Annotated in this window: 14 protein-coding genes; 9 read left to right on the top strand and 5 right to left on the bottom strand. The window is 59.2% G+C overall.

Annotation, left to right across the window (positions count from 1 at the left end):
• Nucleotides 1-204: 204 nt before the first annotated feature.
• From thiM to MHK00_RS07275, 3 genes are read left to right on the top strand one after another with little or no spacing between them, the layout of a single operon-like run.
• Nucleotides 205-1017 (top strand): hydroxyethylthiazole kinase, encoded by an 813-nt coding sequence (gene thiM / locus MHK00_RS07285; protein WP_250411005.1) that lies wholly within the window; start codon nt 205-207, stop codon nt 1015-1017.
• Complete coding sequence (gene thiE, locus MHK00_RS07280; RefSeq protein WP_005324753.1) at nt 1018-1647, top strand: thiamine phosphate synthase; 630 nt, start codon at nt 1018-1020, stop codon at nt 1645-1647.
• A complete protein-coding gene (locus tag MHK00_RS07275) occupies nt 1640-3175 on the top strand; it encodes a bifunctional hydroxymethylpyrimidine kinase/phosphomethylpyrimidine kinase (protein WP_250411003.1) in 1536 nt (511 codons plus the stop codon). Before thiE ends, MHK00_RS07275 begins: the two co-directional genes overlap by 8 nt.
• Here MHK00_RS07275 and MHK00_RS07270 read toward each other — a convergent pair.
• Nucleotides 3172-3774 (bottom strand): class I SAM-dependent methyltransferase, encoded by a 603-nt coding sequence (locus MHK00_RS07270; protein ID WP_005329591.1) that lies wholly within the window; start codon nt 3772-3774, stop codon nt 3172-3174. The two genes, MHK00_RS07275 and MHK00_RS07270, sit on opposite strands and share 4 nt — an antisense overlap.
• Nucleotides 3775-3882: 108 nt before the next feature.
• Between MHK00_RS07270 and MHK00_RS07265 the strand changes: the two genes are divergently transcribed.
• Complete coding sequence (locus MHK00_RS07265; RefSeq protein WP_005324749.1) at nt 3883-4956, top strand: magnesium and cobalt transport protein CorA; 1074 nt, start codon at nt 3883-3885, stop codon at nt 4954-4956.
• 23 nt (nt 4957-4979) lie between these two features.
• The gene (locus tag MHK00_RS07260) at nt 4980-6146 is read left to right on the top strand and encodes a saccharopine dehydrogenase family protein (protein ID WP_250411001.1); all 1167 of its coding nucleotides are present in this window, start codon (nt 4980-4982) and stop codon (nt 6144-6146) included.
• Here the strand turns inward: MHK00_RS07260 and MHK00_RS07255 are convergent.
• The gene (locus MHK00_RS07255; protein WP_005329576.1) at nt 6143-6589 is read right to left on the bottom strand and encodes a PaaI family thioesterase; all 447 of its coding nucleotides are present in this window, start codon (nt 6587-6589) and stop codon (nt 6143-6145) included. The two genes, MHK00_RS07260 and MHK00_RS07255, sit on opposite strands and share 4 nt — an antisense overlap.
• A 59-nt stretch (nt 6590-6648) precedes the next feature.
• Between MHK00_RS07255 and gnd the strand changes: the two genes are divergently transcribed.
• The 4 genes from gnd to MHK00_RS07235 all read left to right on the top strand — a co-directional run bounded on the left by gnd (nt 6649) and on the right by MHK00_RS07235 (nt 11261).
• The gene (gene gnd, locus MHK00_RS07250; RefSeq protein WP_005329574.1) at nt 6649-8100 is read left to right on the top strand and encodes an NADP-dependent phosphogluconate dehydrogenase; all 1452 of its coding nucleotides are present in this window, start codon (nt 6649-6651) and stop codon (nt 8098-8100) included.
• A 108-nt stretch (nt 8101-8208) separates the two neighbouring features.
• Entirely contained in the window at nt 8209-9507 is a 1299-nt protein-coding gene (locus MHK00_RS07245; RefSeq protein ID WP_005329572.1) for a DEAD/DEAH box helicase, read from the top strand.
• A gap of 19 nt (nt 9508-9526) precedes the next feature.
• A complete protein-coding gene (locus tag MHK00_RS07240) occupies nt 9527-10375 on the top strand; it encodes a 3-methyladenine DNA glycosylase (RefSeq protein ID WP_250411000.1) in 849 nt (282 codons plus the stop codon).
• Nucleotides 10376-10415: 40 nt separating this feature from the next.
• Nucleotides 10416-11261, top strand: a complete 846-nt coding sequence (locus MHK00_RS07235) for a hypothetical protein (RefSeq protein WP_250410998.1) — start codon at nt 10416-10418, stop codon at nt 11259-11261.
• Between the two features lie 283 nt (nt 11262-11544).
• Here the strand turns inward: MHK00_RS07235 and MHK00_RS07230 are convergent, their stop codons facing one another.
• The 3 genes from MHK00_RS07230 to ftsR all read right to left on the bottom strand — a co-directional run bounded on the left by MHK00_RS07230 (nt 11545) and on the right by ftsR (nt 13633).
• Entirely contained in the window at nt 11545-12108 is a 564-nt protein-coding gene (locus tag MHK00_RS07230; RefSeq protein ID WP_150851652.1) for a MerR family transcriptional regulator, read from the bottom strand.
• 146 nt (nt 12109-12254) lie between these two features.
• Nucleotides 12255-12848 (bottom strand): bifunctional nuclease family protein, encoded by a 594-nt coding sequence (locus MHK00_RS07225; protein WP_250410996.1) that lies wholly within the window; start codon nt 12846-12848, stop codon nt 12255-12257.
• A 38-nt stretch (nt 12849-12886) separates the two neighbouring features.
• Nucleotides 12887-13633 carry a transcriptional regulator FtsR gene (gene ftsR / locus MHK00_RS07220; protein ID WP_005324733.1) on the bottom strand — a complete coding sequence of 249 codons (747 nt, stop codon included), beginning with the start codon at nt 13631-13633 and terminating at the stop codon, nt 12887-12889.
• Nucleotides 13634-13698 lie beyond the last annotated feature (65 nt).

Below are 13698 nucleotides of genomic sequence, written 5' to 3'. Positions count from 1 at the left end.
GCTCTGGGCGGCGATTTTTATTTTCCTCGGCTACCTGCTGCTAGCGCCGGCGATTCCACTACTGGGGAGCCCGGACATCGATTTTCGCACATAGTTTCCGTGACCTTTGTTAGGCTGAGACACGCAACATGGGGTGCCGCACGCGGTGCGGCTGAGAAATACCCATCGAACCTGCACTCAGTTAGAACTAGCGAAGGGATAGTTGTGGATTATGCTTTTCTGCGCGCACACGACGCTGTGCGCGAGTCCACGCCGCTTATTCAATGTTTGACCAATAAGGTCGTCAGCAACGTCACCGCCAATGCCCTGCTGGCCATCGGGGCTAGCCCGGCGATGGTCGATACGCCGGAGGAATCGCGCGAATTCGCCCAAGTAGCCAGCGGCGTACTCATCAATTGCGGCACGCCCAGCTCAGAGCAATACGGCGGCATGCGCGAGGCTATCGCTGGGGCGAACTCCGCCCACACCCCCTGGGTACTCGATCCGGTAGGCGCCGGCGGACTGAGCCACCGCACCGAATTCATGCGCGAGGTGCTGCCACTCGGCCCGGGCGCAATTCGTGGCAACGCCTCAGAAATCATCGCCCTCGCAGGTACTGGGCAGGGCGGCCGTGGCGTCGAATCTACCGATGGCGTGGAAGCCGCCCTGGATTCGGCAGTAGCACTTTCCCGGGATACCGGAGCCGTCGTGGCCATTTCCGGCCCGCGGGACCTTATCGTCCACGTCGGCGATACAACCCGTGCCGTCTACCTCGAATCGGGACACCCGATGCTCCAAAACGTCATCGGTACTGGCTGTTCGCTTGGTGCTATCTGCGCCGCATATCTGGCCGCGTGGGAGGATCCTTTCGAAGCGATCATCGCCGCCCACGCGCACGTTGGCGCGGCAGGTAGCGTGGCCGCCGAAAAACACCACGCCCCCGGCTCCTTTGCCGTTGCTTGGCTGGATGCGCTCTACGATGTCCAGCCGGCGGACATCGAGGGCCTGGTCAAGCTCACTGACGTGGAGGGGATCTAGATGGCTATTGACTGGACGCTCTACCTGGTCACCGATCCAGATCTGGCTGGCGGGCGTGACAACGTGGTTTCCATCGTCCAGGAGGCTGTACGCGGCGGTGTTACCGTTGTCCAGCTCCGGGACAAGGAAGCTAGCGATGAACAGATTGAGCGCACGGCCCGCGAGCTGCTTGGCGTACTGGGCGATGTCCCGTTGTTCATCAATGACCGCGTAGAGGTGGCCGCAAAACTTGGCTGCCACCTGCACATTGGGCAGGATGATATGGCTTTTCGCGAGGCCCGAGAGAAGCTGGGTGAGGGCCAGCTTATTGGCTTATCCATCGGCAGTAGCGACGAGCTTGCTGCTATTGCGGACGATGCGCGCCCAGATGTCATTGGCATCGGGCCCGTGCATTCGACCGGAACGAAGAAAAACGCCCCGGCCGGCATGGGGCCGGCTGCGGCCGCAGCACTCGCCCACGCCGCACGTGAGCGTGGCATCGAATCCGTGGCCATCGGCGGAATCAAGACCCATAATGCGCACGAGCTGGCGGGCAGCGAGTTTGCCGGAATTTGCGTAGTCAGCGACATCATGGCGGCCGAGGATCCCGCAGCAGCCGCCGCCCACCTTAAGGAGGCTTTCCATGGCTAAAGGCATCTATCCCCGAGTACTGTCTATTGCCGGCACCGATCCCACTGGCGGAGCAGGCATTCAGGCCGATCTGAAATCCATCTCTGCCGCCGGCGGCTACGGCATGAGCGTCGTGACGGCGTTGGTGGCTCAAAACACCCAGGGTGTCCGCAGCGTCCACGTGCCACCGGTGGACTTTCTGCAGGAGCAGCTAGACTCCGTCATCGATGATGTGGAGATTGATGCGGTAAAGATTGGCATGCTTGCCGACGCCGCCATTACCGCCAAGGTCGCAGACTTCCTGCGCCGCCTGCCGGACGATGTTCCCGTGGTACTTGATCCGGTCATGGTGGCTACCAGTGGAGATCGCCTGCTGGAGAAGGAAGCAGAACAGGCCGTTCGCGATCTCTGCTCCCAGGTGGACCTCATCACTCCCAACTTGAAGGAATTGGCAGTCCTTACCCAGACGGACGAGGCGGGCGATCTTGAGCAGGCCATTGCCACGGCGAAGGAATGGGCGAAGAGTGCTGGTACCGCGGTCGTCGTCAAGGGCGGGCACCTCGATGCTGACATCGCCGACAATGCGGTGGTTAATGCGGATGGGGCTGTGCACCGCGTTGCTTCCAGCCGTGTGGACACGAAGAACACGCATGGAACTGGGTGTTCCCTTTCCTCTGCCCTAGCCACCCGCCTGGGAGCCGGCGATAGTCCCGCGGCAGCTCTGGTTTGGTCCACTCAGTGGCTGCATGAGGCCATTGCCCATGCGGATGCGCTTCACGTGGGCAAGGGACACGGCCCCGTGGACCACCTGCATCGCTCGCAGCGCCTTATGCAGGCGGCGTCTACCCTGCCCCGGCCGTATTTATCCGGCAGTTTGGAAGAACCGGAAAACGTTGACCAGCCGCGCGTTTCCGCGGCCGGCCCGCACACGCAACGCCTGTGGAACCTAGCCGGGGATCACTGGGAGGCCATCAAGGATCTGCCCTTTATTCGGGCCTTGGGCACGGGAGCGTTGGAAAAGGATGCCTTTGGCTTCTACCTCGACCAAGATGCTCAGTACCTGAATGCCTACTCCAAGGCGTTGGCTCGCCTCGCCAGCCAAGCCCCAGAAGCGGCACAGCAACTGCATTGGGCTGAGGGAGCGCATGATTGCTTGGCAGTGGAGGCCGAGCTGCACCGCGGCTGGCTCGAGAGCGATATCACGACTGCAGCCTCCCGGGTAACTAGCGCCTATACGGATTTCCTCATCCGCTCGACGCATACGGATGACTACGTAGTGGGCGCTGCGGCGGTACTGCCCTGCTACTGGCTATATGCAGAGGTAGGCCTCCACCTCGCAGAATTTGATTCCCCCGAACACCCCTATCACTCATGGCTCTCCATGTACGGCGGCGAGGACTTCCTCAACGGGGTTCGCACTAGCCTCGACATCGTCGAACAAGCCCTCGCCGGGGCGGATGAGCGCACCCGCCTGCGGGCCGAGCGCGCCTATATTACCGCCAGCCACCATGAGGTTGACTTCTTCGACCAAGCCGATAGGCGCTTTTAGGCCAGCAAGTCCGACCCAGGGCGCGAAAGAACGGCGACGAGGAAGGTGGAATGCTCCGAGAAGAGCTTCATGTCCCACGAGGAGAAAGTGAAGTCGACTCGGTAGCCCACCTTCTGCGCCATGTCGAGGAAATCAGCAAATTCCCACCCACGGCCCTCGCCAAAGCCGGTGACGAGGCGACCACCGGGCTTGAGGGAATCATAGATATTGCGCAGCGCGGGCTCGCGGCCGTCCTTTGCTAGAAAGCCCATGACATTGCCTGCGGACACGGCGATATCAAAGGGGCCTTCGGGCACCTCTTCCTCGCACAGATCTCCCACGAACCATTGCCCCTCTGGGAAATCGTGCTCTGCGTGCTCGATGAGAATGGGGTCTACGTCGACGCCCACAACGCTGTGGCCACGGCGAAGCAGCTCGCCGCCGACGCGGCCGGTGCCACAGCCGGCATCGAGGATGGTGGAGTTGCGTTCCACCATGGCGTCGATAAGCCGGGCCTCGCCGTTGATGTCTTTACCCTGTGCGGCCAGCACCTTCCATTTGCGAGCAAAGTTATGGGAGTGCTCGGGATTAGCGTCGGTTACTTCTTTCCACGTAGGCATAGATTCGATTATATTACCCGCCTTCGGTGTAAGATTTACCCGCTGCGTAAAATCGCCGCCTGCCCATTGGGAAAATATCCGCACTACCGCGCAAAGGAGGCTGAAAAGATGCCATCCGTACCTTCACCCTTTAGGGGCCGCAAGAAACCCGAGCCTCCTAGTAAGCCTACTTCCCTGCCGGTACCACCAGAGCGCGCCATCGAACATTGCCGCGTCTTTGTGGATGGCGAGGCGCTTCCTGGAGAGTATTCCACCAGCTCCGCGCTGGAAGCCATTGAGGAGTACGGCCGCGGATTTATTTGGGTGGGCCTGCACGAGCCCTATGAATCCCAGATGACCAAGGTGGCCTCCCAGTTTGGGATCCACGAACTTATCGTGGAAGACGCCGTTATGGCCCATCAACGCCCTAAGCTCGAGCGCTACGATGATCAGCTCTTCGTGGTCGCACGATCCGTGAACTACCGCGATCATGATGAGGTCACGGATAAGCGCCAGATCATTTCCACCGGTGAGATCCAGATGATCATGGGCTCCAACTTCATCATCACCGTCCGCCACGGCGCAAAGCTGCCCAACCTGGCTTATACGGTAGAAGATGAGCAGGACTTGGTAGAGCTTGGCCCAGTGGCCATGGCCTGGAAGATCCTGGATATGATGGTGGACCGCTACTCGGAGATTTCCCGCCTCATTAGCATCGAGGTCGATGAGCTAGAAGAAGAAATCTTCACCCCTAACCTCAAGTTTGATGTGGACCGCATCTACATGTTCAAGCGTGAGGTGCTGGAGATGAAGCATGCCATTGACCCGCTCTCGGTGGCACTGAAATCCATGGTCTCTGACCACAAGGATTTAATTTCCAAGCAATTGCGCTCCTACCTGCGCGACGTCAACGACCATGAGCTCGTGGTCAAGGACCAAGTATCCAGCTTCGATGAGCGCCTTACCTCGCTTATCGACGCCTCCGTGGCCAAGGTAACGATGCAACAGAACTCGGATATGCGCACCATTTCCGCGGTCGTTGGTATGTGGGCCGCGCCTACCCTGGTGGCGGGTATCTACGGTATGAACTTCGACATTATGCCGGAGCTGCACTGGGCGCTGGGATACCCCACGGCGATTATCATTATGATCTTGGTCGTTGTGGGCCTGTGGGCTTGGTTCCGAAAGAACCACTGGCTCTAATCCCTCCGGTACGCTCGTGCATTATGAGCGATATCACTGTTTACGGCGCTACCGGGCTGGTCGGCCAATTGGTGGCGCGCTACCTTGCCTCGATTAACGCGCCCTCTGTGACTCTGGCCGGCCGGAACCGACCGGTGTTAGCCGCGCTGCGCGATGAACTCAATCCGCACTGGGACATCGCCATCGCCGCCGCCGATGATGCCGCCGCTGTGGAGCGCATGGTGGAAGGTACCAAGGTGCTAATCACCGTGGTCGGCCCCTACAGCCTGTATGGTGGCCACGTCGTTGCCGCTTGCGCGCGCCATGGTGTGGACTATGTTGACCTCTGCGGTGAGGTTCCCTTTATTCGCCGGAGCATCGACTCCCACCACGCCACTGCCCAATCCACGGGTGCGCGCATCGTTCACTCCTGCGGCTTTGATTCCGTGCCCTCGGATATGGGCATGCTTAATCTCTATCAGGCGGCAGGAAAGCCGTTTGCACGGGTGCAGATGGTCGTCGACAAGCTCAAAGGGGGAATCTCACCGGGCACCATCGAGTCTTCCCTGCAGGTCTCGCATGCCGCGCACGCGGACAAAGAGGTAGCCCGTAACCTGCACAATCCTTACTCGCTGGACCCGGATCCCAAGGCCGGGCCACGCTTAGACGGCCTCCAGAAAGACTTCGAAATTAAAGAGGTCGACGGCGTGGGCTGGGTAGGACCGTTTTTTATGTCCATGTTCAATACCCGTGTGGTGCGCCGCTCTAACGCTCTGCTGGGGCGCGCGTGGGGAGCGCGCCTGTTTTACAAGGAAGCATGGTGGGCTGGCACCGGTCTTCCCGGTCGCGCCCGCGCCTATGGGCTGGCGCTCGCCACCAAGGTACTTTTTGATGGCACTCAGTCGCGCCTGCGCCCGCTGGTGGAAAAAATCCTGCCCAAACCCGGCCCTAAGGGCGCGCATTTCCAGGTCAGCCACCACGGCATTACCGAAGATGGCGAACGCTGGCGGGCAACTGTTTCTGCCGAGGGTGACCCAGGATATGAAGTCACCGCAATGATGCTGAGCCAGGCTGCTCTCTGCTTGCTCGATTCGCGCTCCGGTACTAGCCACGCAGGCGGCGTACTCACCCCGGCCACCGGACTTGGAAAGCCCTATCTGCAGCGGCTTTCCGCCCACGGCATGTCTTTTACCGCCGCTCGGGTGGACTAGCGCAGAATCATAGTGCGCAAGGTGGTGCGGGCGATAAGCTCGCGGCCTTGCCGCATCTCGACGCTCCACACGTGGGTGCGGCCGCCTAGCTGCACGGGCGTAGCCACGGCTTCTAACTCGCCCTTTCCTGTGGAGCAAATGAAGTCGCTGGAGTTATTGACGCCGACTGCGGGGGCGTCGGCAGCCGCAACGCTGGCAATGGAGGCCACGGTTTCTGCGATGGAGCAATACAACCCACCGTTGGCTACTCCCCAGGGTTGGTGATGCTCCGGCCGCACCTGCAGTTTCGCACGGGCCTCGCGCGGGCCCACGTGGGTGAACTGCAGTCCTAGCAATTCCGCAAGGCCGCCGTTTAAGGCGTTGAGAGACTCCAGTTCTTCTGCATTGAGCACTCGCGTGTGCGCGAGGTGGAGCAAGTCATTGAGTTTCTGCGTATCCGACATAGTCCACCAGCCTAGCCATTGATGCCAGCCTCGCATCCTAGTGACGTAGGATAGGCAGCATGATTGAAAAGAATGAACTTGCTCAGATTGGCGTCGTGGGATTGGCGGTCATGGGCTCTAATTTGGCCCGTAACTTTGCCCGCAACGGCAATACCGTAGCGGTGTATAACCGCAGCCCTGAAAAGACTCATGCGCTCATTAAGGCCCACGGTGAGGAAGGCAACTTCGTGCCCTCGGAAACCATCGAGGACTTTGTGGCTTCCTTGGAGCGCCCGCGCAAGGCAATCATCATGGTCAAGGCTGGCAAGGCCACCGATGCCGTCATCGATCAGCTGGCCGAGGCCATGGATGAGGGCGATATCATCATCGACGGCGGCAATGCTTTGTTCACTGACACCATTCGCCGCGAGAAGGACGTAGCCGCCCGCGGCAAGCACTTCGTCGGCGCCGGAATCTCCGGCGGCGAGGAGGGCGCGCTCAACGGTCCGGCCATCATGCCCGGCGGCCCCAAGGAGTCGTGGGAGACCCTCGGCCCGATTCTTGAGTCCATCGCTGCGAATGTGGACGGCACCCCGTGTGTAACCCACATTGGTCCAGACGGCGCCGGCCACTTTGTCAAGATGGTCCACAATGGCATCGAGTACGCCGATATGCAGGTCATCGGCGAGGCTTATCAGCTGCTGCGCTATGGCGCGGGCATGGAACCGGCCGAAATCGCAGAGGTATTCCGCGAATGGAATTCCGGCGACCTTGATTCCTACCTCATTGAAATCACCGCCGAGGTTCTGGCCCAAAAGGATCCGGAGACTGGCGCCCCGCTTGTCGACGTCATCGTGGACGCTGCCGGCCAGAAGGGCACCGGCCGCTGGACCGCCATCAACGGCCTAGAGCTCGGCGTTCCGATTACCGGTATTGCCGAATCCGTCTTCGCCCGCGCGCTGTCCTCCTCCACCGCGCAGCGCAGCGCCGCCCAAGAAGGCCAGCTTCCCGCCGGCACCATCAAGGCGCTGGACGTGGACAAGGCAGATTTCATCGAGGATGTGCGCCGCGCGCTCTACGCTGCCAAGCTCATTGCCTACTCCCAGGGCTTTGACGAGATTAAGGCTGGGTCCGAAGAATTCGGTTGGGACGTTGACCCGCGCGATCTAGCAACCATCTGGCGCGGCGGCTGCATCATCCGCGCCAAGTTCTTGGATCGCATCCGCGCAGCCTACGACAATAATGCGGACCTGCCCGCCCTCATTCTCGACCCCTACTTCAAGGGCGAGCTGGAAGACCTCATCGACCCTTGGCGCCGCGTGGTCGTCGCCGCTACCCAGCTGGGACTTCCGGCACCGGTCTTTGCGTCCTCCCTCTCTTACTACGACAGCCTGCGTGCCGAGCGCCTGCCGGCCGCTCTCATCCAGGGCCAGCGAGATTTCTTCGGCGCCCACACTTTCAAGCGCACCGACAAGCCGGGCACCTTCCACATTGAGTGGTCCGGTGACCGCAGCCTGACCCAGACCGACTAGATTCGCATTGACTTGATTGGGGCCCTTCGGGGCCCTTTCGCCTTTTCCAAGCAGGTCTTTCTCATGGAATGCGGCGATCCGCCGCGCTGCCGATAGGATGGGAAAGCGATGACTACCTTTGCCGATCTCGGCCTTCCCCAGCGCCTAGTACACGTTCTGCACAACGAAGGCATTACGGAACCGTTTCCTATTCAAAAAGCCGCGATTCCCGACGCCCTTGCAGGCAAAGACGTACTCGGCCGCGGCCCTACCGGGTCGGGTAAGACCTATACTTTTGGCTTGCCCATGCTCGCCCGCCTTGCCGGAACTGGTGCTTCCAAGCCTGCTCATCCCCGTGCGCTTATCCTCGCCCCGACCCGCGAGTTGGCTACTCAGATTCACCAGCGCCTTGACGAACCTGCGGCAACGCTGGGCTTAAGAGTGCTTGCCGTCGTGGGTGGGGTAAATATTAATCACCATATCCGCTCCCTCGCCCGCCCCGTTGATGTTCTTGTCGCTACCCCTGGCCGTGCCCAGGATCTAATTGATCAGGGCAAGCTGCATTTGGATGCGGTCCAGATCACTGCGCTGGATGAAGCCGACCAGATGGCCGATATGGGCTTTTTGCCCCAAGTACGCAAGCTTCTGCGCCTAACTCCGGTTCAAGGCCAGCGCTTGCTGTTTTCGGCGACGCTTGACGGCGACGTCAACAAACTGGTGGAGCAGTTCCTCCATGACCCAGTGGTCCACTCCACTGCCCCGGTGCAAGCTGCAGTGGATTCCATGTCCCATCACCTCTTTTTCGTCGGCGAGCGGACCGCCCGCAACGAGGTGGTGCTGCGCATTGCTGCCCGCCAAGGCAAAACCATCATGTTCATGCGTACGAAGCACGGCGTGGACAGGCAGGTCAAGAAATTGCGTCGCTCCGGCATCAACGCTTATCCATTGCATGGCGATAAAGGCCAAGGCGCGCGTACCCGCGCAATCGAAGGCTTCGCCGATGGCAGCATTCCAGTCTTGGTCGCCACCGATATTGCCGCCCGCGGTATCGATATTGCAGACGTTTCACTCGTTGTTCACGCCGACCCGCCCGCGGAGCACAAAGCCTATCTCCATCGCGCCGGCCGCACGGCACGCGGCGGTGCTGCGGGTACCGTGATCACTTTGGTCATGGATGAACAACGCAAAGAAGTAGACGCTCTAATTAAGAAAGCCGGGGTCACAGCTACGGAGCACGATATTTCTCACCGTGACAATCCTGCAGGTGCGCCGGTACTTAAGGAGATTACGGGTGCTCGCAAGCCCAATGGCCCTGCCCTTCCCCCGCCCGGGCAGGCCGTACCCCAGAAACCAGCGAAATCTGTCAAGAAATCCAATTTCCAACGCCGTCGCTCAGGCGGCAAAGTCGCCCGCCGCCGACGCCGCTAAGTCAAGGAGGTTAACTCTCATGCGTATCTTGAGCCCTGAGGAATGGAGCGCTCAACAGCATGAACACGAAAGGCAAGCCACCGACCGTTTGGAGCGCTTCCGGCATCCTGGCAGCTACCACCCTGTTTTCGATTTTCTCTTTGAGTACTACCCGGTACGCCCTTCTCACCTAAAGCGCTGGCACCCGGGTGTAGGAACTGCGCTGGCAGGCACTCCTCCGCATGCCGAATGGCGGGATTACCACGCCACCCCAGACGGCGTTACCGTCGACTTAGCCAGTTTTCTAGACCGTCGTGGTGACTCGGTTCGGTATATCTCTAATCTGCTTCGGCGTTCCGCTACCAATCCCGCTCACTTTGACTGCTTCGGTCTGCATGAATGGGCAATGGTCTACCACACGGATTCCCCGCGTCACTCGCTGCCCTTGCGGCTCGGTGCGGACGGCACCAACCAGGTTGTCGATGAGCACTCAATTAAGTGTTCTCACTACGATGCCTTCCGGTTCTTTACTCCTCCCGCTCGACCTCTTAACCTCACTGTCCTGCATCGTGAAGATCAGCCCGACAATGACCAGGCAGGCTGCGTACACGTCACGATGGATCTATATAAGTGGGCTTGGAAACTGGGACCGCTCGTTCCAGGCGAACTTTTCCTTGAGTGCCTGGATCTGGCGATTGAAGCGCGCATCCTTGACATGGAGGCGTCCCCTTATGACTGCCGTGATTGGGGACTTGGCGTCGTGCCCATCGAAACACCTGAGGGCAAGGCCGAATACGTCTCGAGGCAAAGAACGCTGGCGCACAAAGCTGAACCACTGCGAGAACGGCTTGTCGCTGTGATAGATCAGGCACTTGCCCCGCTAGAATGAGCCACTAACAACGGCAGTTTGCTTGGGAGGAAAACACCACATGGCACGGCATTCAAACGGGAAAAATAGCTTCGCAGTAGCGGGATGGGTTATTGCGGTGGCTATTATCGCGCTGCTGGCCATAATCGCCCTGGTGGCCTTCCTTTTACGCGGCGCGGGCAACGACGACGGCGAAGACTCCGCCGCACCCGCCGCAGTGGAAACCAGCACCGAGGCTGCAACGGAGACCAGCACGGCAGCTGCTTCCAGTACTTCCACGTCCGCTGCGCCTACGAGCTCTTCTTCCCCGAAGAGCTCCGCTCCAGCGACGAGTTCCGCAGCAGCTCCCAAGCCCGATGTGACGATGGCGGCAAATACGCTCCTGCTCTTGGATACCTCTACGGCCATGGCGCCGATGTACGGCCCTGTATCCGAAGCCTTGGGCACCACTGCTTCTGACCTAGCCGCAGACGGCGGGGCAGTCTCGTTGTGGAACTACTCCTCTCCTATCTCTGAAACCGCCACGGTTGGGTTCCGACAAAACCTGGGCTTTGGCGATGGCAACGCTGTATCCGGCACGCTCAGTGGCTTTGGAACTGGCGGTGTTCCGCAAACGCGCAGCGCAGTGGTAGCGGCAGTAGCCAATGCCGCCGACCAAGCTGCAGGCAGCGGCGATAAGGCACGCGTGCTCGTCGTAACTACTGGCACCGAGCAAGACATGGATGATGCTCAATTCACGTCCGCTCTTGAAGACGCCGCCTCCAAGGACGTTTCCCTCAGCGTCGTCCATGTCGGTGAAGGCAATGTCGATGCCGCACTGAAGTCCGCAGCCGATAGCTTCACTTCCGTTGACTCCGCCGATGAGACCCAGCTTTCGGGAGCAATCAACAAGGCCGCCGGCATTTAACAAGGAACCGATTTTTCCCCAGCACCGTACGAAGTCTCGTGCGGTGCTTTAATTTTTGCCCTCAAAAAGACTAGAGCTCTCATACACAGCCCACCCACGGGGCACTTCACCCGATTTAAGCTCAAGGCCGGCACGGGCTCTAAGGCAGAGCTCGACCTCGATACCGCGAGCCACGCAGCACGGAACAGGACGATCTTGCATGTTGTCATCGTGGCGATAGAGATCAAAAATCCACCCTTCTTCCCCGTGAGCTGGGAAGGAGGGTGGATTCTGTGTGGAGGATTTAAGAACTCTTGCGCTTGCGACGAGCAGCCAACTCGTCGAGGCCGACTACATTGTCTTCGGCAAAATCCTCGATGCGCTCCGAAGGGAAGGAAGAAATAGTGCCGGACAGTTCCTTCAAGATGCCCGGAACTGCGATGCCGAAGACGCCTTGACCGCCAGCGAGCAAGTCAATGACCTCATCGTTGGAACGGCATTCATAAACGGTGGTGCCATCGGAGACGAGGGTCAGCTTTGCCAAGTCATTCACACCACGATCACGCAGGGACTCAACTGCCAAACGGATATTCTGCAGGGAGATGCCGGTATCCAGCAGGCGCTTTACGATCTTGAGTACCAGTACGTCCTTGAAGGAGTACAGGCGCTGGGATCCGGAGCCGCGTGCCGTGCGGATGGAAGGGTTGACCAGGTTGGTGCGAGCCCAATAGTCCAGCTGGCGGTAGGTGATGCCGGCTACCTGGCACGCGATGGGAACGCGGTAGCCCACTTCTTCGTCAGGTCCGACGTCAAAAAGTGATTCCTGCACGTAGGTGGTTTCGGACTGGGAGTCCTCGTTAATGCTCACGTAATTACTCCAATGGGGTTTGTTGGAAGTTCTAAAGATCAATTAAAAGCCAAGCGCATACGCCCGTCAAGCGCTGCTTGCTCAACTGTCAAGTACAACTTTAGACTTCTCAAACCCCATTGTCACCATTAGTCACACGCGTGTCATTAACTTTTTTCGTCGTCATCCCCCGAAAGGAAATCCTTTTCGTCCATACCCAAAGACCTCATCATGGCTTCAAAATCTGCATCTGCCTGCGCATTTCCCGATGCCGAGGTCGAAAATTCGCTGTTTTCGCAGGTCTGCACATCATCGCCGGCGCCGGGGGTGGAAATTTCCAGGTCGAAGTACTCTTTCACATCCGCATCGCTGGCATAAACGGACACCTGGGCAAGGAGATCTGCTTCGGCTGAAATCGGGACGTTGAAATATTCGGACACTGCAAGTGCGTCGCTTAACCGAGAATCATAAACCTCTCCGTTCGGGGCCTTGATATCTACCATGAAGGTTCCCTGGTGGTAATTGGCAATTTCAATCGCCTCTACCCCGCCGGTTCCTTCCAACACCTCGCTGATCAGATCGTGTGAGGTGGGACGGTTTGGCTGGTGTCCGTCTAAAGCGGCAGCTAGTTGCATGCCTTCAATCGGGGAGATCCACACGGGAATCAACCGGTTCTCTTCCGGCCAGCGCAGCAAAGCGCACACATCGTCTTCGGGGCCGACCTGGTGGATACCGTGGAACTCTAGGGATACATCACTCATAACTACCACTCTCCCACAAAGACGGGAGCGCGTGTGTATTAGGAGTGGTATTCGTCGCGCAGATCCGACTTCACTAGAGTTGCGTGTAAGGACACCACGAGCGCGGTCATTTGCTGGGAGATTTCCTCCGCCTTCTGATGCGCGGTATCAGAGTTGGAGTGCGCCACGGGAGCTGCCGCCTGGGAGATCAGGTCTGCCTGCCGGCGGGCGTTATTGCGCAGGGACTTAAGTTCACGGGAGCCGAAACCAAATGCCTTAAGCGCCACTGCGGCAGAGACAATGGCTACGTCGTCGGTATTGAAAAAGCCGGCGGCATCCGGGCGGATGAGGCCATATTTAACCAAGGAGGCTACATCATCTTCGCTGGCACTAGCTTGGGTAGCTACCTCTACATCGGTCAGACGGGTGACCACAGGCGCCTTAAACTGCTGCGGCGAGAGCAGGGTTTCCGCATTTCCTGCGGAAACGATGGCGGTCACCTGGCCGGAATCCATGGCTTCTAGCTGCTCACGGATAACCTTCAGCGGCGTATAGTTATCGCGCTGAGTGGTGAGAATATACCGCAGCCGGTCCACGTCCTCTTGGGTGAACCGACGGTAGCCCGAGGCCGTGCGCTGTGGACTGATGAGCCCCTCAGATTCAAGGAAGCGAATCTTAGACACCGTGACGTCTGGGAATTGCTGATTCAACGTCTCCAAAACCACGCCAATGGACATGGTCTTAGGCTTCTTAGCTTTAGGGCTGGTGCGGCGTACTGCTGCTGCCGAAGAATCTGCTGCGCTCACTGTGTCTATCTCTTAGAGGGTATGAAAGTTCTTATCGTGCCAAAAGTAGACTACACCGCCCCTCC

It is taken from the genome of Corynebacterium tuberculostearicum (assembly GCF_022347385.1).
Taxonomy (GTDB): Bacteria; Actinomycetota; Actinomycetes; order Mycobacteriales; family Mycobacteriaceae; genus Corynebacterium; species Corynebacterium tuberculostearicum_M.
Note: the sequence above shows the minus strand (reverse complement) of the source record. Positions and strands in the feature narration are given on the sequence as shown.

Excerpts from the sequence above, each read along its gene's own strand:
- thiE (WP_005324753.1), top strand. The coding sequence starts at position 1,018 with ATGGCTATTGACTGGACGCTCTACCTGGTCACCGATCCAGATCTGGCT.
- MHK00_RS07275 (WP_250411003.1), top strand. The coding sequence starts at position 1,640 with ATGGCTAAAGGCATCTATCCCCGAGTACTGTCTATTGCCGGCACCGAT.
- MHK00_RS07270 (WP_005329591.1), bottom strand. The coding sequence starts at position 3,774 with ATGCCTACGTGGAAAGAAGTAACCGACGCTAATCCCGAGCACTCCCAT.
- MHK00_RS07265 (WP_005324749.1), top strand. The coding sequence starts at position 3,883 with ATGCCATCCGTACCTTCACCCTTTAGGGGCCGCAAGAAACCCGAGCCT.
- MHK00_RS07260 (WP_250411001.1), top strand. The coding sequence starts at position 4,980 with ATGAGCGATATCACTGTTTACGGCGCTACCGGGCTGGTCGGCCAATTG.
- MHK00_RS07255 (WP_005329576.1), bottom strand. The coding sequence starts at position 6,589 with ATGTCGGATACGCAGAAACTCAATGACTTGCTCCACCTCGCGCACACG.
- gnd (WP_005329574.1), top strand. The coding sequence starts at position 6,649 with ATGATTGAAAAGAATGAACTTGCTCAGATTGGCGTCGTGGGATTGGCG.
- MHK00_RS07245 (WP_005329572.1), top strand. The coding sequence starts at position 8,209 with ATGACTACCTTTGCCGATCTCGGCCTTCCCCAGCGCCTAGTACACGTT.
- MHK00_RS07240 (WP_250411000.1), top strand. The coding sequence starts at position 9,527 with ATGCGTATCTTGAGCCCTGAGGAATGGAGCGCTCAACAGCATGAACAC.
- MHK00_RS07235 (WP_250410998.1), top strand. The coding sequence starts at position 10,416 with ATGGCACGGCATTCAAACGGGAAAAATAGCTTCGCAGTAGCGGGATGG.
- MHK00_RS07225 (WP_250410996.1), bottom strand. The coding sequence starts at position 12,848 with ATGAGTGATGTATCCCTAGAGTTCCACGGTATCCACCAGGTCGGCCCC.